The 21945-nt window shown below is 58.4% G+C and carries 26 protein-coding genes and 4 pseudogenes; 17 read left to right on the top strand and 13 right to left on the bottom strand.

The window, feature by feature from the left end:
* Nucleotides 1-31 precede the first annotated feature (31 nt).
* The 3 genes from AB4Y85_RS18355 to AB4Y85_RS18345 all read right to left on the bottom strand — a co-directional run bounded on the left by AB4Y85_RS18355 (nt 32) and on the right by AB4Y85_RS18345 (nt 2019).
* Complete coding sequence (locus AB4Y85_RS18355) at nt 32-1141, bottom strand: AI-2E family transporter (RefSeq protein ID WP_441986364.1); 1110 nt, start codon at nt 1139-1141, stop codon at nt 32-34.
* A 144-nt stretch (nt 1142-1285) separates the two neighbouring features.
* Nucleotides 1286-1540, bottom strand: a complete 255-nt coding sequence (locus tag AB4Y85_RS18350) for a hypothetical protein (RefSeq protein ID WP_441986363.1) — start codon at nt 1538-1540, stop codon at nt 1286-1288.
* 107 nt (nt 1541-1647) lie between these two features.
* Nucleotides 1648-2019, bottom strand: coding sequence for a hypothetical protein (locus AB4Y85_RS18345; protein ID WP_441986362.1), 372 nt, complete (start codon nt 2017-2019; stop codon nt 1648-1650).
* Between the two features lie 1149 nt (nt 2020-3168).
* Between AB4Y85_RS18345 and AB4Y85_RS18340 the strand changes: the two genes are divergently transcribed.
* The 3 genes and pseudogenes from AB4Y85_RS18340 to AB4Y85_RS18330 all read left to right on the top strand — a co-directional run.
* Nucleotides 3169-3411 carry a hypothetical protein gene (locus AB4Y85_RS18340; RefSeq protein ID WP_441986361.1) on the top strand — a complete coding sequence of 81 codons (243 nt, stop codon included), beginning with the start codon at nt 3169-3171 and terminating at the stop codon, nt 3409-3411.
* A 4-nt stretch (nt 3412-3415) separates the two neighbouring features.
* Nucleotides 3416-3634, top strand: a complete 219-nt coding sequence (locus tag AB4Y85_RS18335) for a hypothetical protein (RefSeq protein ID WP_441986360.1) — start codon at nt 3416-3418, stop codon at nt 3632-3634.
* Between the two features lie 465 nt (nt 3635-4099).
* A pseudogene (locus AB4Y85_RS18330) lies at nt 4100-4497 on the top strand (DUF2279 domain-containing protein); the annotation flags it as partial.
* Here the strand turns inward: AB4Y85_RS18330 and AB4Y85_RS18325 are convergent.
* The 4 genes from AB4Y85_RS18325 to AB4Y85_RS18310 all read right to left on the bottom strand — a co-directional run bounded on the left by AB4Y85_RS18325 (nt 4461) and on the right by AB4Y85_RS18310 (nt 7044).
* Complete coding sequence (locus AB4Y85_RS18325) at nt 4461-4688, bottom strand: hypothetical protein (RefSeq protein ID WP_441986359.1); 228 nt, start codon at nt 4686-4688, stop codon at nt 4461-4463. The pseudogene AB4Y85_RS18330 and the gene AB4Y85_RS18325 sit on opposite strands and share 37 nt — an antisense overlap.
* Entirely contained in the window at nt 4681-5046 is a 366-nt protein-coding gene (locus AB4Y85_RS18320; RefSeq protein ID WP_441986358.1) for a hypothetical protein, read from the bottom strand. The genes AB4Y85_RS18325 and AB4Y85_RS18320 overlap by 8 nt, the downstream gene beginning before the upstream one ends.
* Nucleotides 5043-5855 (bottom strand): DUF2092 domain-containing protein, encoded by an 813-nt coding sequence (locus AB4Y85_RS18315; protein WP_441986357.1) that lies wholly within the window; start codon nt 5853-5855, stop codon nt 5043-5045. The genes AB4Y85_RS18320 and AB4Y85_RS18315 overlap by 4 nt, the downstream gene beginning before the upstream one ends.
* 1033 nt (nt 5856-6888) lie before the next feature.
* Nucleotides 6889-7044 (bottom strand): hypothetical protein, encoded by a 156-nt coding sequence (locus AB4Y85_RS18310; protein WP_441986356.1) that lies wholly within the window; start codon nt 7042-7044, stop codon nt 6889-6891.
* A gap of 1047 nt (nt 7045-8091) precedes the next feature.
* On the opposite strand from AB4Y85_RS18310, the pseudogene AB4Y85_RS18305 reads away from it, so the two are divergent.
* The 6 genes and pseudogenes from AB4Y85_RS18305 (at nt 8092) to AB4Y85_RS18280 (ending at nt 12567) form a co-directional block, all read left to right on the top strand.
* Nucleotides 8092-9485: pseudogene (locus tag AB4Y85_RS18305) on the top strand (IS1182 family transposase).
* 467 nt (nt 9486-9952) lie between these two features.
* Nucleotides 9953-10162, top strand: a complete 210-nt coding sequence (locus tag AB4Y85_RS18300; protein WP_441986355.1) for a cold-shock protein — start codon at nt 9953-9955, stop codon at nt 10160-10162.
* A gap of 124 nt (nt 10163-10286) precedes the next feature.
* Complete coding sequence (locus AB4Y85_RS18295) at nt 10287-10487, top strand: hypothetical protein (protein WP_441986354.1); 201 nt, start codon at nt 10287-10289, stop codon at nt 10485-10487.
* Between the two features lie 381 nt (nt 10488-10868).
* On the top strand, nt 10869-11174 hold the full coding sequence (locus tag AB4Y85_RS18290; protein WP_441986353.1) for a hypothetical protein: 306 nt from the start codon (nt 10869-10871) through the stop codon (nt 11172-11174).
* A 41-nt stretch (nt 11175-11215) separates the two neighbouring features.
* Nucleotides 11216-11362, top strand: coding sequence for a hypothetical protein (locus AB4Y85_RS18285; RefSeq protein WP_441986352.1), 147 nt, complete (start codon nt 11216-11218; stop codon nt 11360-11362).
* Nucleotides 11363-11385: 23 nt separating this feature from the next.
* Nucleotides 11386-12567 carry a sensor histidine kinase gene (locus AB4Y85_RS18280; RefSeq protein WP_441986351.1) on the top strand — a complete coding sequence of 394 codons (1182 nt, stop codon included), beginning with the start codon at nt 11386-11388 and terminating at the stop codon, nt 12565-12567.
* A gap of 38 nt (nt 12568-12605) precedes the next feature.
* On the opposite strand, the gene AB4Y85_RS18275 is transcribed toward AB4Y85_RS18280, so the two are convergent.
* The gene (locus AB4Y85_RS18275) at nt 12606-14381 is read right to left on the bottom strand and encodes an SLC13 family permease (protein ID WP_441986350.1); all 1776 of its coding nucleotides are present in this window, start codon (nt 14379-14381) and stop codon (nt 12606-12608) included.
* Nucleotides 14382-14578: 197 nt separating this feature from the next.
* Here AB4Y85_RS18275 and AB4Y85_RS18270 point away from each other — a divergent pair, with 197 nt between their 5' ends.
* Nucleotides 14579-15688: a calcium:proton antiporter gene (locus tag AB4Y85_RS18270; RefSeq protein WP_441986349.1), complete on the top strand. Its 1110-nt coding sequence runs from the start codon at nt 14579-14581 to the stop codon at nt 15686-15688.
* A gap of 20 nt (nt 15689-15708) precedes the next feature.
* On the opposite strand, the gene AB4Y85_RS18265 is transcribed toward AB4Y85_RS18270, so the two are convergent.
* The 4 genes from AB4Y85_RS18265 to AB4Y85_RS18250 form a co-directional block, all read right to left on the bottom strand.
* Complete coding sequence (locus AB4Y85_RS18265; RefSeq protein ID WP_441986348.1) at nt 15709-15879, bottom strand: hypothetical protein; 171 nt, start codon at nt 15877-15879, stop codon at nt 15709-15711.
* 55 nt (nt 15880-15934) lie between these two features.
* Nucleotides 15935-16306, bottom strand: a complete 372-nt coding sequence (locus AB4Y85_RS18260; RefSeq protein ID WP_441986347.1) for a DUF6894 family protein — start codon at nt 16304-16306, stop codon at nt 15935-15937.
* A 353-nt stretch (nt 16307-16659) separates the two neighbouring features.
* A complete protein-coding gene (locus tag AB4Y85_RS18255; protein WP_441986346.1) occupies nt 16660-16935 on the bottom strand; it encodes a hypothetical protein in 276 nt (91 codons plus the stop codon).
* Nucleotides 16926-17144, bottom strand: a complete 219-nt coding sequence (locus AB4Y85_RS18250; RefSeq protein WP_441986345.1) for a hypothetical protein — start codon at nt 17142-17144, stop codon at nt 16926-16928. Before AB4Y85_RS18250 ends, AB4Y85_RS18255 begins: the two co-directional genes overlap by 10 nt.
* A gap of 551 nt (nt 17145-17695) precedes the next feature.
* Here AB4Y85_RS18250 and AB4Y85_RS18245 point away from each other — a divergent pair.
* The 7 genes and pseudogenes from AB4Y85_RS18245 (at nt 17696) to AB4Y85_RS18215 (ending at nt 21213) form a co-directional block, all read left to right on the top strand.
* Nucleotides 17696-17914: a hypothetical protein gene (locus AB4Y85_RS18245; RefSeq protein ID WP_441986344.1), complete on the top strand. Its 219-nt coding sequence runs from the start codon at nt 17696-17698 to the stop codon at nt 17912-17914.
* A 43-nt stretch (nt 17915-17957) separates the two neighbouring features.
* Nucleotides 17958-18179, top strand: coding sequence for a hypothetical protein (locus tag AB4Y85_RS18240; RefSeq protein WP_441986343.1), 222 nt, complete (start codon nt 17958-17960; stop codon nt 18177-18179).
* Between the two features lie 51 nt (nt 18180-18230).
* Entirely contained in the window at nt 18231-18455 is a 225-nt protein-coding gene (locus AB4Y85_RS18235; protein ID WP_441986342.1) for a hypothetical protein, read from the top strand.
* Nucleotides 18448-18882, top strand: a complete 435-nt coding sequence (locus AB4Y85_RS18230) for a hypothetical protein (RefSeq protein ID WP_441986341.1) — start codon at nt 18448-18450, stop codon at nt 18880-18882. Before AB4Y85_RS18235 ends, AB4Y85_RS18230 begins: the two co-directional genes overlap by 8 nt.
* 60 nt (nt 18883-18942) lie before the next feature.
* Nucleotides 18943-19173: a hypothetical protein gene (locus AB4Y85_RS18225; protein WP_441986340.1), complete on the top strand. Its 231-nt coding sequence runs from the start codon at nt 18943-18945 to the stop codon at nt 19171-19173.
* Between the two features lie 39 nt (nt 19174-19212).
* Nucleotides 19213-19431 carry a hypothetical protein gene (locus AB4Y85_RS18220; RefSeq protein WP_441986339.1) on the top strand — a complete coding sequence of 73 codons (219 nt, stop codon included), beginning with the start codon at nt 19213-19215 and terminating at the stop codon, nt 19429-19431.
* Between the two features lie 340 nt (nt 19432-19771).
* Nucleotides 19772-21213 (top strand): annotated as a pseudogene (locus AB4Y85_RS18215) (DUF1254 domain-containing protein).
* 348 nt (nt 21214-21561) lie between these two features.
* Here AB4Y85_RS18215 and AB4Y85_RS18210 read toward each other — a convergent pair.
* Nucleotides 21562-21945 (bottom strand): annotated as a pseudogene (locus tag AB4Y85_RS18210) (hypothetical protein); the annotation flags it as partial.

Genomic DNA, 21945 nt, shown 5'->3' with positions numbered 1-21945 from the left:
AGTGTCGAGTCCAATACTTCAAGTGCCATCGCTACGATGACGTAGCCTTATCGTGTCGATGTTGGCCATTGGCGGGGTTTTGCTGCAACCATTCCACCAGAAGCACATAACTGACGGCGAGAAGCACAGGACCGACGAATAAACCGAGAAGCCCATCGACAATGACGCCGCCGATGACACCCAGCAGAATGACTGGCATGGGCACGTCCAGTCCTCTGCCGAGCATCAATGGCCTCAGGATGTTGTCGCTCAGTCCGACGACAATGTTCCAGATGAGAAAGATGATGGCCGCCTGCGTGGGCTCCGTCGCGAAAACATAGATGACGACGGGAAGCACTAGCAGAAGCAAAGGGATCTGCATGATCCCCAGCAAGAGCGCAAGGAGCGTCAGAGGACCGGCCGCCTGAAGTCCGATGACGAAGAAGCCTACCCCTAAGAGCACCGCCTGAATCAGCGCCACGCCGACCACGCCGAGCCCGACGCCGCGGATCGTGGCTGCGGTCAACGTGACCAACTGCATTGCGCGCGCTGTGCTTCCAGTGACACGAACCAGCAAGCGCCGGGCAAATTCGGTCGCCCCCTTGCCATAGGCGATGAGCACGGCGGCAATTCCAAATGAAAGAACGAATGACAGTTCGCCAAGGGCCAGGCCGCCGGCGAACGACGCCAACCAAGCCAAAGGCCCGCTCAGCAAATGGCCATATTTGGTGAGGGCCGCCGGCAGGTTGCTGGCGACAAGAGCCCAGATCTCCGTCAGCTTTTTGCCGACCAGGGGCGTAGCATCGAGCCATAGCGGTGGCGGCGGCATGATTAACTCGCGGCTCTGCAAGCTCGAGATCAGCGAGTATAGCGACGTCGCGAGCGATGTCACCACGATGACCATCGGCCCCAACATCACCGCAACACCAATCAGCCCAATCAGCAGCGCCGACCAGCGCTGCCCGAGATAGGTGGCGAGGCGCACATGCAGAGGGTACAGCACTACCGCCAGGATCGCTGACCACATCAGAATGAAGGCAAACGGCAGGACGATCCGGGCGCAGGCATAAACCAGTACGGCCACCAGCCCGATCCGAAGCGTGGTGTCGAACATGGCCGACGATTCAGGCCCGGTGCCAAGGTCGGGCGCGTTCTGGTCCATTGGTTCGTCCCCTTGCACCATCCCACGCTATGTTTGCGCGCATCGACGGAATCATGCGCTTCCGTGCGCAAACAGCCCCCATCCGCCTAGAACTCGGTTGCACACGAGAGGGGACGGCTTCGCTGGATATGTCGGGACAGCAACTCAGCGCCGACCCACACGATTGACCGGACCGCCACGGTTCATCGGCGTTCCAGGCCGCACGCCAACGCCTGGAGCACCGACACCCGGCGTCACCACGGCGCGCGCAACCGGCCGCGGCCGCAACACGACACCGGACCGCACGACACAACCGACAGGATAGTTGATATACTGGCAGTAAACCACGGCACGGGCCTCTTCAGTACTTGCGGCGATGAATCCGGCGATGAGCGCCGACAACGCAATCAGAAGCTTCATTTCCGCCTCCCTATATCGACCAGATGAATTCTGGCCCTACTACGCAGAGATGCTTGATCAATCGGGACAAGACGCTGACAGTTTCGGTCAACGGACGATTCCTTTGCTCATCCCCATTTGGAGGCGGCCCACCTCCCTGAGCAGGCTATGCTCCCGGTGACCGTCCATGCGCCGAAACCTGAACGCTCTGAGAGCTTCCCGGTGATCGCGACATGGGCCCTGCGACGTTGAACACTGATCCGCACACCCCCGTCCCGCCCCAGTCCGCCGATCGCCTTATCTCGATTGCCTTGCGCGGCTGCGTTTCGAGGAATGCCGTTCTCGACCACGACCGTGTAATTGTGCCCTCTCCGACAGCCGCCTTTTTCAGGGACGGCATGAATGCTCCAGCGTCCGTCGAATTGCTGCTGCGCCAGAGCGGCGTTGCCTATCAGGGCCGATGTCGCGATCAGCGAGGAAATGGCCAGATGACGATGCATGGGTAATCTTCCTCCTGGGAACAAGCCTGTTCCACGCCGGAATGACTCCCGTTCAAGGCCAGACAGGCATTGTCCGACCCAGCACCTCGTCGGTCACTGGGCCCCGCGGACCATGACGTCGCCGGCGCATGCGATGGGGACACGAGCGCCGAGCCGTTTGTCGTACATCGTCCGGCACGGAACCCCATTGTACATTCTGATCTCCTCAGGCCTTGCATAAGGAAAGAGGGATCCCGGCGTGCCAGAGATGGGAACTCCCGTTGCAACGCTCGAGCCAGTGCTCCCGGTCGTGCCGACATCGACCCTGGGGACATGGACCTCGCCCGCGCATTGGATGGGCACACGAGCATTGAGGCGTTTGTCATACATCGTCCGGCAGGGGACCCCGTTGAACATCTGCACTTCGTGAGCAGCCGCGTAGGGGAAGGGAGACCCCGGTGTTCCCCGAACTGGGTTGGGTTGCGCCGCGGCAAGCCCGATTCCGCCGATGGTTATCAGGGCAGCACTCGCAAGAACAATCGACATTCTCATGGTGATCCTCATTGCGGCTGGCACATTATACATGGTGTTGACGCGGAGTGCACTCTTCGTCAGAGCCTCACATTATCTGTCGCAAATGCATGTTGTGCTTGACCAGAGGGGACAAAGTCTTGACCGTTTTGGTCATCCGTCCTTTTCTCTTAAGATTTTTCTGCGGAGACACACTCGCCGATAACTCAAAGATCACGAGGATGCTTCTATAAGGCGCAGGATATTATCAACGGCGATGGATCGGGAATGTCGCCGTTGCTGTCGATGGCGTGATACAGGTACCGCCAGTAAACACGGGTCCTGATATAGGTCTCATCCACATGCCGTTTGCCGGGTGGGCGGTCACTATGGATCGTGGTGTGATCGACTGCACACTTTGTTTCGCCCTCATCTCTTCCAGTTTCCGAAGGCTGAGGCTGTGCGCGAGTTTGTTCTATTCGCACAGGAGGATCGCTCGGCGACCGAAGTGGCGGTTGGCTCAACATCAAACGCCTTCGGACCGCACAAGAGGGTATGCCCAACGAAGCTGCCGAACAATTTGCGACAGTTTCCGATCGCCCTTACCATATGGTAGGAGCCAGACAAGGCAGCTTGCGAGATCAAAGGAGGTCAGGTGTGATGTCGGTACTCCTCATAACTATTCTGATGTACGGGCACCCGTCACAGGCCCGCTTCGTTCCGGCCATTCATAGTATTGAATTTAGCAGCAAGAACGCATGCCAGGCTGCGCGCGACACTTACTTGCGCGAACTTGAGCCAATTGTCACGGAGCTCAACGCGGCCATCAAAGATGCGAAGGATGTTGGCGATATCAAAAGTCCGGCGGGAATAATCATTACCGGGAACTGTTTTGATCGGTGATTGAATGAATCCGCTACCATCAACTTCGGCCGCCACCTTCGGCTTGGAAGGGTTATGGATCAGCGTCGACAATGACGACAATAACGTCTTCGACCGTCAGATCGGGACCTTCACCCCAGCCGTAGGACCGATGCAGCCCGTTTTCGCTCCCGGGTTTGGCAATGACGAAAACGAGTTCTTCGTCGCACGCGCCAAGCTGAACTTCAAGTTCGGCACTTACTGAGCCGTTCATCTCCACAATGGAAAGGCCCGGCACAGCCCGGGCCTTTCGTTCGGCCACTTGCCATAGGAAGATCCGGCCGAGGAACTCTGAAGAGAAGCAATTGATGCGGATCGTCGTCTTTGTCGCTTCTCTTGCCGCCCTCGGGACCGTTTTCCATCCAGAGGCAGCTCTGGCGCAACCAAGCGGAACCTCGGAAGCCCGCTCCGTGACCCGAACCAAGAAGCACCATACGAGACCGCCCACAGCGCGGCCACCCTAGCTGCGCCGCCCTTTGCAGGCAGGCCTTGAGCCGGCGCCCGTCCCTCTGACATTCTACTGCTCGACCAGCTCGGCGATCATCTGCATGCTATCCGATGAGAACTGGCCATCGTTGGAGCAGGCATGGCCGTTATCGGCTTCAAGGACTGGGACTGGGGTAACACGTCAGGGTTTCAGACCATCGAGGAAGGATAATTCTCCAAGAACACCCGGCACGGCGGTATGGACAAAATCGGGCACTCGTTTTCGACCTATGTCATTGCCGACCTCCTGACGGACAGGATCCGGGCCAATGCGTCAATCCCTCAGGCGCGCCCATCACGGCCGCGCTCGCCGCCTTCGGCATCATGGACCTCGCCGAGACTATGGATGGGTTCACCGGCAGGCACCGCTTCTCACGCGAGGACATCGTAGCGAACGGAGTTGGTGCGCTGTTCGCCGTCTTCCGGAATTCAATTCCCGGGATGAGAGACAAGCTGGATTGGCGGTTCATGTACACGCCGGCGAGCTATGAGCGGCCGGGCATTACGGGAGATAACGGCATTCTGCCGCCCTATGAGCGCCAGCGCTACATCATGTGGCCCTCGAAATCGACATTGAGGTAGAAGTCGATGAGGTAGAAGTCGATTTCTTGCTCCGTGAAGCCGCGCTTGAAGGCGAAGAAGCGCCGGTACAGGGACCGGTCGCTGACACGGCCGACGGCGGCCAGCAACCCGGCCCGGTCCGCCGGCCTCAGCGCGCAGATTTCGACCGTGCGGCCGTTCCGCAAGGTCTCGGTGGCCGAGTAGTCACTCACCTGCGATGCCGTCGCCTCCGTTGCCTGTGCTGGGGCCGTCCCATTCGAGCGAAGTCAGCTGCGGGCAGCTATAGACGATCTGGCCGTAGGCATTCACAACCTGCCGGTAGCCGGGATTGGCGTAATAGTACGTCCCCGCGGCGGCCGCTCCAGCGGCCGCCCCATAGGCGACGGAGCGGCGGGTGGTTCGGCGGGCCACGCCGGCATAGCTCATGGGCGTTGCCGGGCGCCCGATCCTCGCCTCCGCGCTGCTCATGAACGAGCCGGATAGCGCTGGCCCGCTGCCACTCCAGAACAGGGGTGCACCGGGGGGCAACGCTGTGAGGGCTACAAGGCCTGTTGATTTGAGCGTAGTCATTTGATGCCTCCGGGAACGACGCCCTCTGGGATCTCATCGATGTCTTTGAGGACAGTAATCGCCACACCGCTGGAGCCATCCGGCGGCTTGAAGGCAAATGCGTCCGAGGCCGGGCTCACACCGGTTTTCCAGTCCCGGAGCCGCAGCGTGTACTGCGGCGCGGCACCGACTGCCTTGCTGGGGATGACATATTTGCGCGGCAGCGGCTTGTCGCCGACCTCGACCCAGATCTGCCAATCGGTGTCGAGATTGCGGAAAGCGAGATACTCGCACTCGAGACCTTCGACGACACCGCGGCCGATGTGCTTGGCCTCCAGCACTCCCGCCATCAGCTCGTCGTAGGGCTTTGACAGCAGGAGATCGGCTCCCGGAAGTTCGAGTGACGCTTCGTTGCGAAGCCTGTCGACGGCCTCATCGAAGGAGGGGGATCCGGTTACCTGGGCGAACCGGTTGCCGCCGCGGTCATAGACCGTCACGCTGGATCCATCCGAGATGAGCTCGACATCGGCGTAACCGCCGGTGCGGCTGATGCGGAACTTGTTCGGTCGGCTCAAGGTGACGTCGCCCGAGGCACTGAACTGGATCTTCTCGACCGCCGGAGTCATCACCTCGATATCGGAATCATATTTCAGCGCCAGGTTCTCCTGACGGCTGACGTAGTTGGCGATGGTTTTCAGGATTTTCTGGGCCTCCCCGTCCTCCGCCCAAGCGGCAGGCGCAAAAGCGCCCGTGATGGCCATGGCGGCAAGAAGGCCGAGAGCCGTCCTTGTAGGTGCCGCGCCCCGTGATCGAAAGGTAACGTGCTTCATTGTCGGTGCCTCCTGGTCTGCCCCGCACTCCGCCCGGCAGTCAGCACGGAGACTGCGCAGATGCCGCGGATCATTCGCCGTCTTTGGGATCAGCGTAGACCAGCCGCGGCGGCTTGCTTGATCGGCGGGGACAATCTTTTGACAGTTTTGATCGCGACGGAGGGAAAGCCTCAGCGGTCACGGCCTTGCTATGGCCTCTTGGTAGCATTTGGATCCGGCGATGTGATCGAATGACAGTGCTGTCATCGCGCAACGGGGAGCCGGGATCAGATTCTGCTCGTTCTTGCCCTCACAAAGAAGCTCCCTCACCAGAGGTGGGAGGGAGCAGGCGTTGGAGGTTTCCTGATGAAGGTTGCCTTATGTCACTCGTGGCAACAGCCCCTTTCATCGTCCCAGAGCATGGCGAATTTGCGCCGGCCCGGCATCAGCCTTGCTTCGTGGCAGTCCACCGCCCTGAACAGGAGATCCGCCCCGTCATGATCCAGGCGCCGGAACCTGAATCCCCTTTCAGTTCCCCGGTAATGTCGGCCCGCCCTCTGGGGCATTGAACACTGATCCGAACGCGCCCGCTGGGCTCCAGCCCGCCGGTGACCTGTCCTCCTGTCTGCCGCGAGGCATTGCGGGTAACCCCGTTCTCAACCACAACCGCGTAGCGATACGTCCTGTGACACGAGCCTGTTTCGGGAATGGCGTGGACACTTCAGCGTCCATCGAACTGCTGCTGCGCCACAGCCGCGGGGGCGATCAGCGCCAATGTGACGGTAAGGATGGACATGATCAGAAGACGATGCATGGGAAGATCTCCCAAAAACTGGAGCCCGCACCCGATCTAAGGCTCCTTCCGGACATCTACCAGCCGACCTCCGGCGAACGACGCCAGCCACGCCAGGGGCCCGTTCAGCAAATGGCCGTATTGCTTCAATGCCGCAGGCAGGTTGGTGGCGACGAGGGGCCAGATCTCCGTCAGCTTCTTGCCGACCACCGGTGTGCCATCGAGCCATAGCGGTGGCGGGGGTAGCGTCACATCCTGGCTCTACACGTTCGAGATCAGCGAATAGAGGGAGATCGCAAGCGACGTCACGATGATGACTATCGGCCCCATCATCACCACGACACCGACCAGCACGATCCGGGCGCAGGCGTAAACCAGCAGAGCCACCAGCCCGATCCGAAGCGTCGTGTCGAACATGGTCGAGGGTTCAGGCTCGGTGCCAGGTTCGGTGCGCTCTGGTCCATCGACTTGTCCCCCTGCACCTCTCTGTACGGTCTAGCGTATCCAATGAGTCGTGCGCAGCCGGACGCATCGGCGCAACAGATCAGCGCCGACCCGCCCGATTGACTGGACAGCCACGGTTCACAGGTGTCCGGGACGCACGCCGACACCTAAAGCGCCGACGCCCAAGGTTGCTACGGCATTTGCCGAGAGCGGTTTGAAACTCGATCTCGGCAATCGAACCGAGAGCTACAACACCACGAATTGTTTGGTCTTCGTACAACCAGAATCAGAAAATACAGTGCACGGCGTCGAACCGGGCGCTGCTTAAACGGAGATGAATGGTGAACTATTGACTGTTGGTTTCAGACGCCAGTTCAAAACATCTCACTCATATTGCGCGCAAACGTTTCCATTCCATCGCGCGCACCTGCGTTCTTCTCGGCGGTTGTGGCGTTTCTCGATTCTGGACTGGCAAACACCATCAACCCTTGTCCTGCCCGGCCCGCAACCGGCGACGACTGGCGTGACCATACTCTCCGACTGAATTGGCGAAAGTGGCATTGCCTGCGTCGGTGAAGCGATGGCTAAGGAAAAACCCAAAACAGCGATCACTCTAATCATTGGAGCCTCCCTTCCTAAAGGTTCATTCCAAGTCGAGAACGTCGGCTAACTTTGGAATCCAGGCAATCATAGACCATCACGCAATGTTGGAGCCGATGTTCCTCCTGGTCCCGAACCCGTCGTAAAGCCTGAATTCTACGCTGAATCTTGAGGGGTGCTTGATCGATTGAGACATTGTCTTGACAGAACTGGACCGATGGCCAGCTCCCTCCGCTCTGGACCCCGAGATCATCACCCGCCGGAACGATGTCCAGCCGTTGTCCGGTCCACGCGCTGCCGCGAACCTGCTTTTCCTAGCCTCGTAAGGTCTGGAATGGGTCGATGCTGTTGAAGAACTTGGTTGTGTCGGCGCGATGAGCATGATTCCGTTCTCCTCAGGATTTGTGAGGACACGCAGCGATGATGGGGCGTCAGCGGAACGACCAGGCGCAGTTCTTCTATTCCTTTCATCTGGAAGAGCGCGTCCCCACCGGCCATCTCCTTCGCAGGATCGACGTCTTTGTCAGCCAGGCACTAGCCGGCATCCATCGTGAGATCGCAGCCTTCTACAGCCACACGGGACGGCCCTCGATCGATCCCGAGCTGATGATGCGCATGCTGATCGTCGGCTACTGCTACGGCATCCGCTCCGAGCGCAAGCTGTGCGAGGAGGTTTCGCTTCACCTGGCTTACCGCTGGTTCTGTCGGCTCGATCTGGACGATGCAGTGCCGGACCACTCCACCTTCTCGAAGAACCGGCATGGGCGCTTCCGCGACAGCGATCTGCTGCGCCTGGTGTTCGAACGCGTGGTCGCCATCTGCCTGGCCGCCGGCTGATCAAGGGCGAGGGCTTTGCCGTCGACGCAAGCGTCATCGAAGCCGACGCCAGCCGCTATCATGGCCTTGAGCCGGAGACGATCGACTGGGATGCTGTCGAGCGGCCAAGCCGGGCCGTGCGCGAGTACCTTGAGGCGCTTGACGGCGCCAGGGAACTTGAGGCCGGCCGCAAGGCTCCGAAGGTGATCTCGCCCTCCGATCCAGCCTCCGCCTGGACGGCCAAGGCCAACAAGCGGGTCCAGTTCGGCTATGGGCTGAACTATCTGATCGACAACGAGCACGCCATCATTGTCGATGTCGAGCCCACGCCGGCGCGCACCTTCGACGAGGTGCGATCCACCGCCACCATGCTCAAGCGCACTCAGGCACGATTGGGTCTCAAGCCGAAGAGGCTCGCGGCGGACACCGCCTACGGAACAGGCAAGTTCCTGAACTGGCTGGTCGGCCAGGCGATCGAGCCGCACATTCCGGTCTGGGACAAAGGCAGGCGCGGCGAGGGCACGTTTGGCCGCTCCGACTTCAGCTTCGATTCGGAACTGGACCAGTACACCTGTCCGGCAGGCAAGATCCTGAGGCAGTTCCGGCGCAACTACACGGTGGCGCGCACCGACAGCGCTTATGACGGCATCCGTAAGTACCGCACCTCGCAGAAGGACTGCCAGACGTGCGAGCTCAAGGCACAGTGCTGCCCGAACATCCTCGCCCGGAAGGTGCTGCGCAGCGTCCATGAAGAGGCACGCGATCAGGCGCGACAGTTGGCCGGAACACCGCAGTTCGCGACCTCGCGCAACGAGCGAAAGAAGGTCGAGATGCTGTTTACCCATCTCAAGACCACCCTACGGCTCGAGCGCATGCGCTTGCGCGGACTGACGGGGGCTAGGGAGGAATTCCATTTGGTCGCTATGGTCCAGAATCTCCGGCGCATGGCTCGGCTGAGTAAGTCCACAGTCCTCCGGCCTCTTGGGTTTTGGGTTTGAACTCGGAGCTGCCGGCGACGAGATGCTCCTTATGCGAACATGCGTCGCCTGTCGGGAAGATGAGGCCGACCTACCGCTGCCCGCCCATCCTTAAACTCTCCACCGCAAACTGCCGTCGCATTTTTCGTATGCTCAGACATGAGGAAGCAAGTGAATGTGCATTGGATGGACCTGATCAATATTAAAGCTGCCTCTACCCTTCAGGACGTAGTCCTAGCTTTGGGTATCAAAAAAATGGAATTCTTCTCAAGTAAAATGGAAAATAAAAGCAGCACTTGCTATCCTCCGATATAGGGCATATATAGATATTATCGGCTTACGACCGGACAATCGGGTCGTTTTGCTTTTGGCATTGCCAGGCGCACGTTCGGATTTTTTTACCATTACATTGACGAACCGAGTTAATGCCGTGCTTTTGCGCGCCTTCGCTCACGTGCATCTACAGCAAATCGCGAAAGGCTATCCCCATGATCGCGGGCACTGTGAAATTCTACAACGACATGAAGGGCTTCGGCTTCATCCAGCCTGACAATGGCGAAAAGGACGTGTTCGTCCATGCGACCGCTCTTGAGCGCGCCGGCATGCGCAACCTCGTCGAAGGCCAAAAGGTTGCTTTCGACACCGCTGAAGACCGCCGCTCCGGCAAGATCGCTGTCAACAACATCGAGACGGCGTAATCGCTGATGACCGGCGCAGGACATAGAGTTGTGCCGCTCGGTCTTGGAGCCGCTCCCTCCGTGGGGCGGCTTTTTTGTTTGTATCCGCAGTCATCTGGCAGCGGTTGGAATTCAGGAGAAAAGAATGTCTCACAAGTATAAAATTCGTCAGTTGGTCCGCATCACCCAACCGAACTTCTCGGATAAGCGTTCAACGACAAGCGGCATCTACGAGGTGACCCGCCTCATGCCGGCCGATCAGACCGGCGAGGTCTCATACCGCGTGAAGTCCTCCGGCTTCGGCGAGCGTGCCGTGCGCGAGAGCGAAATCGTGTCGCAAGCGTGAGTCAATTGACCAGCGCAGACGCCTTCTTTCGCGGATCGCAAATCTACGATCCTGTTGCACTGCTTCGCCAGGGCGATGAGACACTTTACGTCGCTCGCGTCGGCAGGAAGGCGTCACGTCAGTTTATGATCCTCACGCCAACAGGCGAGCCAGCGTGGCCACATGAGCCGCTCGGCAGTCTCTCCGACGTCGCTTGGGCCCTTCGCGCACACGGGTGGCACCTCGTTGCGCCCGAGCCGGCGGGCGAGAATACGCAGCAAGCCAAAATGCTGGCGCGGCTGCTGACGGAGCGAACCTGAGACGACCGGTGCGCAGGTGAATGCTTGGACGAGATCCCATCGCCAACACCAGCTTCGCCTCTCAACGGAAAGGAGCAGGACCATGGTTGATCAACCAGCCAATCTTGATGCGCATCGCGGCATGGCGGCCCAGAAAGCCGCCGACCTTCGACGCCTGCGGCCCGAGGTCGAAGCCGACCAAGCAGCGCTGCACGCAAGACAAGTGGAATTGGAAGATCTGCTTGCGACCGCACCCGCCACCGACTGGCCGGAGGCTGTCGAGAAGGCACGCTATCTGTTGGGTCTGCTCGCGCAGAATTTGAACGCATCTGATTTGCGTCGCCGTAGACTGATCGACCGGGTGCTGGCCGACTTCGATTATCTGCTCAACAAGCCATCCCACGACTGAGACGACCCTTCCCAGTTCCTGACTCACAACGGAGATAAGCTATGGCCAGAGGCGAGAAGCGCGGTAACCGCGAAGCAAAAAAGCCGAAGCAGGACAAGCCCAAGAACCCAATCCCGACCTCTCCCTTCGCGGACCAAGGCAAGGGCAGCACCCCGGCGAAGCCAGTCGGCGGCAAGTGGGCATCGTAGCTGGACCGCAGGGAGCGAAATCAATGGCGCTTGACCTGACACCAGCTGACATCCTTCAGGGGCAAGCCGAGGAGCGGGTGAGCTCCTTCCGGCGCGGCGGCGGCCCTTTCGTCGCCGCGGTCGAGGCCACCCGCATGCCGATGGTGGTCACCGATCCCACGGTCGATGGCAATCCCATCGTTTACGTCAATCAGTCGTTCATTGACCTGTTCGGGCACTCCCGCGAGGAGGTCCTAGGTCAGAACTACTTCTTTCTGACCGGCTCTAACACGGATCCGGACGTGGAGCGGCACATCCGAGCTGCCGTGAGGGCGGATGAGCCTCTCAATCTTGAGGTTCAGCTTCGGGCCAAAAGCGGCCGGCTAGTTTGGGTAGCACAGTTTGTCAGCCCTGTTCATGACGATCAGGGCCGCGTGATCCAGCACTTCGCGTCTTTCTGGGACATCACCCGCCGCATCAGGGCCGAGCGGCGCACCCAGCGCCTGAACGAGGTTTTGGAAAGCCGCGTCAAGGAACGCACCCAGGAGCTTCAGAGCGAATTGGATCGCAGACATGCTCTGGAGGGTGTCCTGACGGAGAGCATTCGGGAAAAGGATAATCTCCTCGGTCAGAGGAGCGTGTTGCTGCACGAGGTCAATCACCGGGCCAAGAACAGCATCGCCATGGCGATCTCGATGCTGCGGCTCCAGATTGCACGCCAGGACAATCCCGGCGTCTCTGAAGCATTGGAGAACGCCATCCAGCGGCTCGAACACCTCGCCCGCATTCACGAGCTTCTCTATCGGCAGGACAGCAACGACGTGCAGTCGGTCGACATGGCAGGCTACCTGACGGAGCTATGCCGGAATTTCGGCCATCTTCAGAGCCCGGAGGACTATCGAATTGAACTCATGAGCGATGCTGATGACATCACGTTGGATGTTGATCGTGCCATCAACGTGGCGCTGATCGCGGGTGAGGCAATCACCAACGCTCTCAAGCATGCCTTTCCCGACAGACGGCGGGGCGCAGTTCGCATTGGATTGCACTATGAAGGGGACGGCGCGCTTCTCTCCATTGAGGACAACGGCGTGGGCCTTCCTGCCACTTGGCGCGTGGGGTCCATGGGCATGCGCCTGATCGAGGGCATGGCTCGTAGTCTGAATGGCGCCCTAACCATCGAGAGCGAACGGAGGACAAGGATTACCGTTCAGTTTCCGCTCTAAACATTCCCTTCGGCACGATTGTGAGCCGAGCGCCCTCTTCAGATAAGCGGCCAAACGAGAAGAATAAGCGGCACGCCAAGCAAGACAATGATAAAGGAGAGCGGGAATCCCAACTTCCAGTAGTCGCCGAACCGGTATCCTCCCGGCCCCATCACGAGCGTGTTGCATTGGTGTCCTATGGGCGTGAGGAAGTCGCAAGCTGCACCGACCGCAACCGCCATCAGGAAAGCATCGGGTTGGTAGCCAAGCCGACCGGCGAAGGTTGCTGCAATGGGAGCCATCACCAGCACGGTCGCCGCGTTGTTCAGGAACGGCGTCACAGCCATGGCTGCCACCATGATCAGCGCAAGCGCGCCATAGGATGGGAGGGCGCCGGCAATCTGCGACAGCCATCCGGCCAGAAGATCGGCACCTCCGGTCGTACGGATCGATTCACTGACCGGGATAAGAGCTCCCAACATCACCAGGATCGGCCAGTCGACAGCCTCGTAAGCCTCGCGCAGCGAGAGCGCCCGAAGCAGGACCATTAGGACGGCGGCCGTGAAGAAGGCGGTAGCGACGGGCAGTACTCCGATGGCCGTGAGCCCCATGGCACCACCCAGGATGACCACGGGAACAAGCCCCTGCCGCACATTGCCCAGACGGATTTCCCGCTCAGCCAGCGGCAGACAGCCGAGTTCCTTCAGCTTGTCCGGAAGCCGGGTGAGATCGCCCTTCAGCACCAGAACATCGCCGGTCTGCAAGGTGATGTCCCTTAGTCGCTCGGTGAACCGCATACCGCTGCGGCTGACTGCCAGAAGATTGATGTTGAAACGCTCGTGCAACGCCATGCGTCTGGCACTCTGCCCGATCAGCATCGAGATCGGCCCAACGATGGCCTCGATGCCTCCCGTCTCCTCGTCCGAAGCCTGGCCTTCGGTCGGACGCCTCTCGCTTTCGAGTTCCAGATGGGCGCGGGCGACACCCCGTTCGAGCGCCTCAGGGTCACCTTCCAGGAGGACAATATCGCCCTCGCAAAGAACGACATCCGGCAGAGGCATCATTTGATCGGCCTGATTCCGGACAATGCCCGTCACCAGAACTTCGTTGTCACACAGTTTGGCCAGATCGCCGACGGTGCGCCCGATGATCGGCGAGTTCGCGGTCACCCGTGCTTCTGTCATATAGTCTGTAAGATCGATGGCCTCATCCAGGCTTGCAGCCGCTTTGCGGTCGCCTGGCAAAAGCCGATAGCCAAAGGCCAGGAACGCCACGCCGGCCACAGCAAGGCCGAGGCCGACCGGGGTGAAGTCGAACATGCTGAAGGGCTGTCCCGTCAGTTCCTCGCGCACGCGGGAGACGATGATGTTGGGCGAGGTACCGACGAGGGTGATTAGCCCTCCAAGCAGCGAGCCGAAGGCCATCGGCATGAGAAAGTATGAAGGTGAGGCATTGGAGCGGCGCGCCAACTGGAACGCGACCGGGATCATCATCGCCAGCGCGCCGATGTTCTTAACGAAAGCGGACAGGATCGTGACGACCGCTACGAGCACCACGATCTGGCCCTGCACAGAGGCGATATAAGGCGAGACCCGATGGAGGGCCGCCTCCAGCACGCCGGAGCGCTCGACCGCCGCACTGACGATCAATGCGCTCGCGACGATGATGACGATGTCGTCCCCGAATCCGGAGAAGGCTGCCTTGTGCGGTACAATACCGGTAAACACGGCAGCAAGGAGGGCCAGAACGGCGACGAGATCGTAACGCAACCGTCCCCAGACGAACAGAGCCATCATTCCGGCCAGGATGGCAAAGGCGAGCGTCTGGTCCTGCATTATCTGTCCGCCCTAGATAGTGAGGTAGAGAGATAAATTATAACATCCTAATCGGATTGATCATGATGTCCTATTGAGCTCATTAAGGGTCCGATTCTTGTCGAAGCCTTCGCCGGCCATAGAGCCCCGTTCTCGCCTCACCTGTTTTAGATGTCTCAATCCTAGAATTTCAGAAATTCAAAAGCGGAGAACAGGGTATGCCCAAGCTCAGTAATTTGAGGCCCCGTTCAACCTGGGTGCTCCCTGCCGCCGCGATGTTCTTCTTTGCGCTCGCCTCCGCTTATGGCTTCAGCGGCGAGGCCATCGGCACACCTGTTGGTGTCCTCATTGCCACAGCATTGATCCCTCTCTTGATCGGCACTGTATTTGCGGCAGTCCACCATGCGGAGGTGATCGCGCGTCGCACTGGGGAGCCCTACGGCACCCTCGTTCTCACTGTTGCCGTGACGGTGATTGAGGTTGCACTCATCACCTCCATCATGCTGGGTGGCAAGAGCAGTCCGGCGCTTGCTCGCGACACGGTGTTTTCGGTGATCATGATCGTCGGCAACGGACTCGTCGGCCTGTGCATCGTGCTCGGCGGAATGCGATATCGCGAGCAGGGCTTTCGCGTGACCGGCGCAAGTGCATACCTCGTCGTTCTCATCGTGCTGGCGACCCTCACCCTCATTCTGCCGAACTACACCCTAGCTCGTCTTGGGCCGTTCTATTCGACAAGCCAACTCGTCTTTGTGACCCTGACCACCCTCGCGCTCTACAGCGGGTTCCTTTACATTCAGACAGTACGCGACAGAGATTACTTCCTTGTGCTTGACACGGAGGGGCATGATGTAAGCTCAGACATGCCGCAGAGCCGTACCGTAATAGTGAGCGTGGCTCTGCTCTTCCTGTCGCTCGGCGCGGTTATTCTGCTCTCGAAGATGTTTGCCACTGTCGTAGAGGCCGGCACTAGGCTCGTCGGTGCTCCTGAGGCCGTGGTGGGAGTCGTCGTGGCCTTGCTCGTCCTGCTGCCTGAGAGCGTGGCGGCGGTCCGGGCCGCGAGAGGAAATCAATTGCAGAAGAGCCTCAATCTGGCTTTGGGGTCGTCGCTCGCCACTATCAGCTTGACTATTCCGGCAGTCGCGGCCCTCAACCTCTGGCTCCAGAGAGACCTCGTGCTGGGCCTAGACGGCGAGGACACAGTCCTGTTCATGCTTACTGCTGTCGTGAGCCTTCTTACCTTTGGCACCGGGCGGATAAATATTCTTTACGGCTTCGTTCACCTCGTGATTTTTGCAACGTTCCTGTTCCTTGTATTTGTCCCTTAGATGCGAGGGCGCTGTTCAAATCACTGCTCGTCCGGCTTCTTATCTGACAACGGGATCTCGCTGTCTCCATAGCCGCGCCGCCCGTTAAGCTTCACCTTCGATGCTGGTGCGGGGTGCCCTTTCAGACGCCCCATCGTTTTCCAGATCACGTTGAGAACGTCTTGAGTGGCTCCAAGGAAACCTTTGCTCATACCAAGCTCACTTTTCTATGAATCTGCCATGCTGCGGCAGCGAGATCTATCCAGCTCAACCATCCGCCCCAGGACCAAGCGCTTCTGAAAACATGATCGTCAAGACATGTTCATTGGCTCTGTTCATGATCTCAACGTGCCAGCTTCGTCGATCCTCGCCCTTCTGGCCGCCTTCGGCAATCATGACGCGTGCCGTGGCGAGTGCGGCCTCTCGCGCAGCTTGAAGGTCAGGATACGAGTCTCCTTCGGGATCTTCGACAAGATGGCCTTCAGTCCGGATGTTGAAATAATAGAGAGTTGTTTCCGTCTTGTGCTTGGGCGCAAAAGGCACCTCTTGGGAAGGATGACCTGATCGGGGCGCACCACCCTCGTCATCCCACCTTCTGAGATCCTGACCCTCGCTTGGCTTCTTCGGATTGTTGCTCATGTTGGAAGGATAGGACAGCGACCAGACTTTTTGATGGCTATCACGGATGCTAAGCGCTCACTCAAAGTGGCTTGCCGATCAGCACCCTGTGCAGATACCCCTCATGAGAGTCTTCATCTTGCGATCCCAGATACCCTCTTGCGCCTCGGCCTTTGTGCGAGCCGCTCTTCCCATCGATGCCGATTCCTCGGCTGAATAAACCTTTTCCGTGGAAGCTTTCGGCTTTTCTGCTTCAGACGCAACTTGGTCTTTCGCATAGACAGGATGAGGCAGAGCCAACAGGGTAAGCATGGCTGCAACGGATATGACCCGCATAGGAAATCTCCTCAAGGAGCGCACCTGCTGGCCCCATACTAAGATATGGGGACTAAAGCTTGGATCCGTAGCCCTGAATGATAAGGGATCACATCGGCCTTGAGGTTGATCTCATAATCGGGGCCAGCAGCAATGCGATCCAGCACCGCTTGCGTCAGAAGGCGGCGTTCCCGTTCGGAGAGCCGATGGAAGCCGCTCTCCCGGAGCTGTTGAGCCAGTTGTCGGATCTGATCGGGTTCAGCCGTGTTGCCCCGCTTCGATGTGAGATCTTGCTTTTCATCCGCTCCCTCGATCCGCTTTCCGCTCAACCGCATCGTCCCCTCGCGCCGAGATCCTCCTGGAGCTGGGATTCCCCAACGACCCGATCATAGGTGTGATCATCGCTCCGGATCTGATACTGAGGCTCCCGGTCTCCGGCAGGGAGAAGGAAGACGATCTCGTAACGGCCGCTCCAGACATCATAGGGAGGAGAGACCTCGGCATAGCTGACGTGCTGGCCGACGGCATAGCGATGCGTTCTCATGACAAAATCCTTTCGGGTTCTCGGGCAACGTCGCCGATCCTGCTCATCTGTCACCAAGACCAGCCGCGCACGACGATGAAGTACATGACTATCGACGCCGCGATCACAACGATGACGAGTGTCAGGTTTAGTGGGTCATTGATCCAGGGCGGGCGAGATTTATCGAACATCTTGTCCTCCTTTATCGCAGGGTTTTGGAATGCCTAACCGTTCTCTCTCGCGTGCCCACCTCATAGAGGAGGAGGCATCCGGCGATGAGCAGAAGCGAGACGACCGCTTGGCCTAACATTTTGCTGCTCCTTAGCTAGTTTGCGCTGAAGATAATAATAAATAATCCTAATAATTGGATTATTTATTATTTCTCAGTATACGCCTTAACGTACATTATAGATATATAAATCGCATTTACTTGATATTTATTTTATTTAGCACCTGTAATTGCGGCTTTGGCTCCCATATTAATCTAATGCTGAACTTTAGGCTTACTTTTCGATTGGCCAAGGTTCGTATGTGAGAGGTGGAGGTTCCCCTTGTGTCTGAACAGCCGCTGCATGTTCGATCTTCAGCACTATCAAACGTCGGGCGGTCCCGGACTGACGCTTCACGCCTTGCCGCTGATGCAAGCCAGGTGGGACCGATTGACGGCGATAGAGGTGATGGGGATCCGAACCCCATCAGAGCTCATCGTAAAAGTCGAAGAGAGCTACAGCCTCTCCCACGAGCAGGCGACCAGAGATGTTGAGTTCTGGGCCTTGGATAAGCAGCTTTGAGCCGGTCGCTGTACGATGAGACCAGCCCCAATTCATGGAGGCTATGATGTTTGGCTTTAGAGGCGGCGAAAGCAACGAAACGGTGGCTCGCAAAACAGGCTATCGCGACGATGCGAAACGTCAGTGGAGTTGCCTGACGACCTTGGATCTATCGCAGTTCAAAAACGAAGAACAATTGATCGCTCTTGTGAAGGTTCGCTATAGCTTGCCTTACGAGATCGCCAAAGCTGATGTCGAAAGCTGGATGGCAGGCAAGCAGTTTTAAGGTTGCTGCAGGATTAAAAGAGACAGCAGCCCCTCAGCGGAGATCCACCCTATGACAATGGAATTTTACGTCGTTCGACATCATGGCGCTTGGCGCATTCGGGTGAACGGCAAACACCACGGAGAATACGGATCGCGCGTTTTCGCCATCAATGCGGCCGTGATGGAAGCTCGGACGGCCGGGCTGGGAGCCAAAGTGTTCAGCACTGGCATCGTGAGTCAATTCAGCCATGAATGGCAGTCGCAGCGGACGTTGAAAGAACCGACGCATGAGTGAGCGGATCAGCCGTTTGTGCGATGAGCTTCGCATCAAACTCCACGGCTTGGATCGTCGGCTTGAAGCATTGAAATCGAATGGCGTGGCAACCTTCGATCACTCACAAGATGTTCTGGAGGGCCAACTCGACCGTGTCGAGCAACGCATCTACGACCATCGTGTTGCTGTCGAGGCGGCGAATGCCAGAGCAAAGGCGTGGGTGGCGGAAAAGAAATCCGGGTTGCACGCTACTCACGTTCTACGGAATGAGAAGGATAAGATTTACCTGCTGGAGTCTGAGGCCGACGAGGCCGAGACTTATGCGTCCGCCGCCTTCGAGTTGGCGGCTGCAGCCGCAGATGAAGCCATACTGGCAGTCCTGCATGCCGTTCTTGCGCGCAACAAAGCAGATCAGGCTGCCTTCCCAGAAATGAGTCCGCCGGGCTGAAAATCGATCTTCTTCCCTGGCATCGCCTCAGTCCTCTTAAGTAATAGAACGGGATTTCGCATGCATGACAAAGAGACAAAACTCGATCATCGAGCCATGTATTTTCTCGGGGTGCTCGCGGAACTAGCTACTGAACTAGTGATGAGAGAAGGCATGTTTCCGCGTGGTTGTAGAGAGGCCCAGACTCTAGCGCTCTCAAGAGCTGGATATTTGGTGGGCATTCCTTACTTCTTCGCCGATGGGCGTGAAGAAATACGGTACGAGATCACCGCCGAGGGACAGGCCACCTGAAAAACATATCGGTTCATCTAACAGAGTGGGATTCTTACGATGTTTATCGTCGAGTTCTTTCGGATTAGGGATACGGACGATGCCCACGCCATTCTGGACCGGGTTGAACACGACACAACGAATCTGGAAGATGCAAAGGTAAGAGCACAATCTCTCTTCGAGACGTTAAACCTGCCGCAAAAACCGGATGGCTTGCGAATATTGGACCAAAGTGGCGATGAAGTGTGTTCCTGGCGCCCAGAGTGCCATAGCGGCTGAATGGTGATAAGGCTACGACCTTGAAGATACCCATTCAGCATACGGCTGCCATCAATTGCGCGGTAATTCTCTGGACTTGTCGGCAGGAGCGGCGCGAATACGCGCCATTCCAAGTCGGTTAGGTCATATTGGTTTATGCCGATTCTGAATTAGAACGAGATACAACATGGAAGCCATTGGCTCTCGACCCATGTTGATTGTGTCCTAGTAGGCTCGGGCGCGTTAGTCCCAATGAAAACTTGTTAGCTTTCCGAACAGAGTGTTACCGTTAACACTAGGCCTCTGCTGCTGCGTTCTATTCGAGATTCCGGAAGCTTGTTCTAGCTGGATGGGGCGTTCCATGATCACAAGGCGAGGCTTCCTAGGCTCTAGTGCGCTCGTCACGCTCACTGTCGCAACGATGGTACCCGCCCCGGTTGGCGCGCAGACAAGCACTGATCGTCCCGGATTATTCGGCGCCAAAGACATTGCCGAGGCAGGGTTCATCTATGGCCTGCCTATCGTGATGAACTATGCGGTCATGTACGAGTACGCGGCCGATCGCAATTCCGGGCAGTTCAAGGCGCCGTTCAATCAGATCAAGAACGAACCCAACGTCTTCACCTACAAAGATACGGCAATCGTCACGCCAAACAGCGACACGCCCTATTCCTTCGTGTGGCTGGACTTGCGGACGGAGCCGGTGGTGCTCTCGGTGCCGGCGGTCGACCCGAAGCGCTACTACTCGGTCATGCTCTGCGACGGCAATACCTACAATTACGGCTATATCGGCACCCGGGCCACAGGGAGCGAGGCCGGCGACTACATGGTGGTCGGGCCCGATTGGAAGGGCGCCCCCCGGCCGGCATCAAGCAGGTGTTTCGTTCGAGCACGCAGTTTTCCCTCGCAGGCTATCGCACCCAGCTTTTCGGCCCGGATGATCTCGACAACGTCAAGAAGGTGCAGGCCGGCTACACGGTACAGATGCTCTCGGCCTATCTGAAGCGGACGACGCCGCCGGCCGCGCCAACCATCGACTTCCCCAAGATCGACAAGGAACTCGTGAAGACCAACTTCTTCGACTATCTCGACTTCGCGCTGCAATTCGCGCCGGCGCAAGCGAATGAGAAGGAGATACGCACCAAGCTGGCACGCATCGGCGTTGGGCCAAGCCGGACTTTCAACTTCAAAGACCTCGCTCTCGAGCATAAGTTGGAGATCGGTCTTGGCCTGAAGGAGGGCCAGCGGAAGGTCGACGAGGCCGTCGCCAATGTCGGAAAGACGATCAATGGCTGGCGGGTCAGCGGCCTTCCTGGCGACAGCGCCCACTACAATGGCGACTGGATGAAGCGGGCCGTCGCCGCTCAAGCCAGCATTTATGGCAACGATCCGGAGGAAGCCACCTATCCGTTCACGCGCGTTGACAGCGACGGCCAGACGCTCGACGGCAGCAAGCACAATTACACACTGACCTTCCCGGCGGGACAACTGCCACCGGTGAATTCGTTCTGGTCGCTGACGATGTATGACGGCAAGAGCCAGCTCCTGATCGAAAACCCGATCAAACGCTACCTCATCAACTCGCCGATGCTGCCGGGCATGAAGAAGAACGCGGATGGATCGCTGACGCTCTACATCCAGAACAAGTCGCCGGGCGCAGACAAAGAGGCGAATTGGCTGCCTGCGCCTAACGACACAATCTATCTCGTGATGCGATTGTACTGGTCGAAGACCGAGGCGCCTTCTATCCTGCCGCCCGGCCAAGGGACGTGGCAGCCGCCCGGACTGAAACGCGTCTCATAGCCGACAGAGGATACAGTGCCGTCGGGCAGACTTCCGGTGACGCTCCGGATCAATCTCCATCGAGCATGCGCCTGACCTTGGAGGCGAGCTCGGCATAGGTGAAGGGCTTGCCGATCAGGTGCATCCCAGGGTCCAGACGGCATTGTGGACGATGGCATTGGCCGTGTACCCGGTCGTGAACAGCAGCTCGATCTCTGGGTGCTGCTCCACGACCGACAGGACCTCTCGTCCATCGGCGGCCTGAAGACAACAGGTTGCTCATTCTCATACGGAAAAAGACGGCCGCTTGTGGTGGCCCTTCTAGGATGTCCCGGGACGGTCGTCTTCACCCATTCTTATAGCACCTCTTTATTGAGGCCCTGCTACAAACGCCTTTGTGTGCCAAGCGTCGGTGGTTTCCTGTCCCCGCAACCAAACACAAATAGCCCTCGTGCAAATATGCGCGGGGGCTTCGTCGTGTCTGAAGCCTGCAACACGCGCCGTGCGAAGCGGCTTCGCCTCTTCAGCGCCTGTTGAGCAAAGCGTGAGGATCCGCGCCTGGTCGCCGTGCAGATCCGCATCGAGACCGCCCTCCTCCTTTGGCGTCAGAACGATCGTCTCGATCAGCGAGCGGATCAGTTCCATTGCATCATCCTTGTGTTCAGTGTCTTCGAGCAAGTTCTCCAGTTCTTCGACTTTGCGGCGGTAAACCGCTGCCCGATTTGGATGCACCGAAATGTTGGGTATCGTCGA

The sequence above is a fragment of the Microvirga sp. 2YAF29 genome (assembly GCF_052114605.1).
Classification (GTDB): Bacteria; Pseudomonadota; Alphaproteobacteria; order Rhizobiales; family Beijerinckiaceae; genus Microvirga.
The sequence above is the reverse complement of the archived record's forward strand: the minus strand, read 5'-3'. Positions and strand labels throughout refer to the sequence as shown.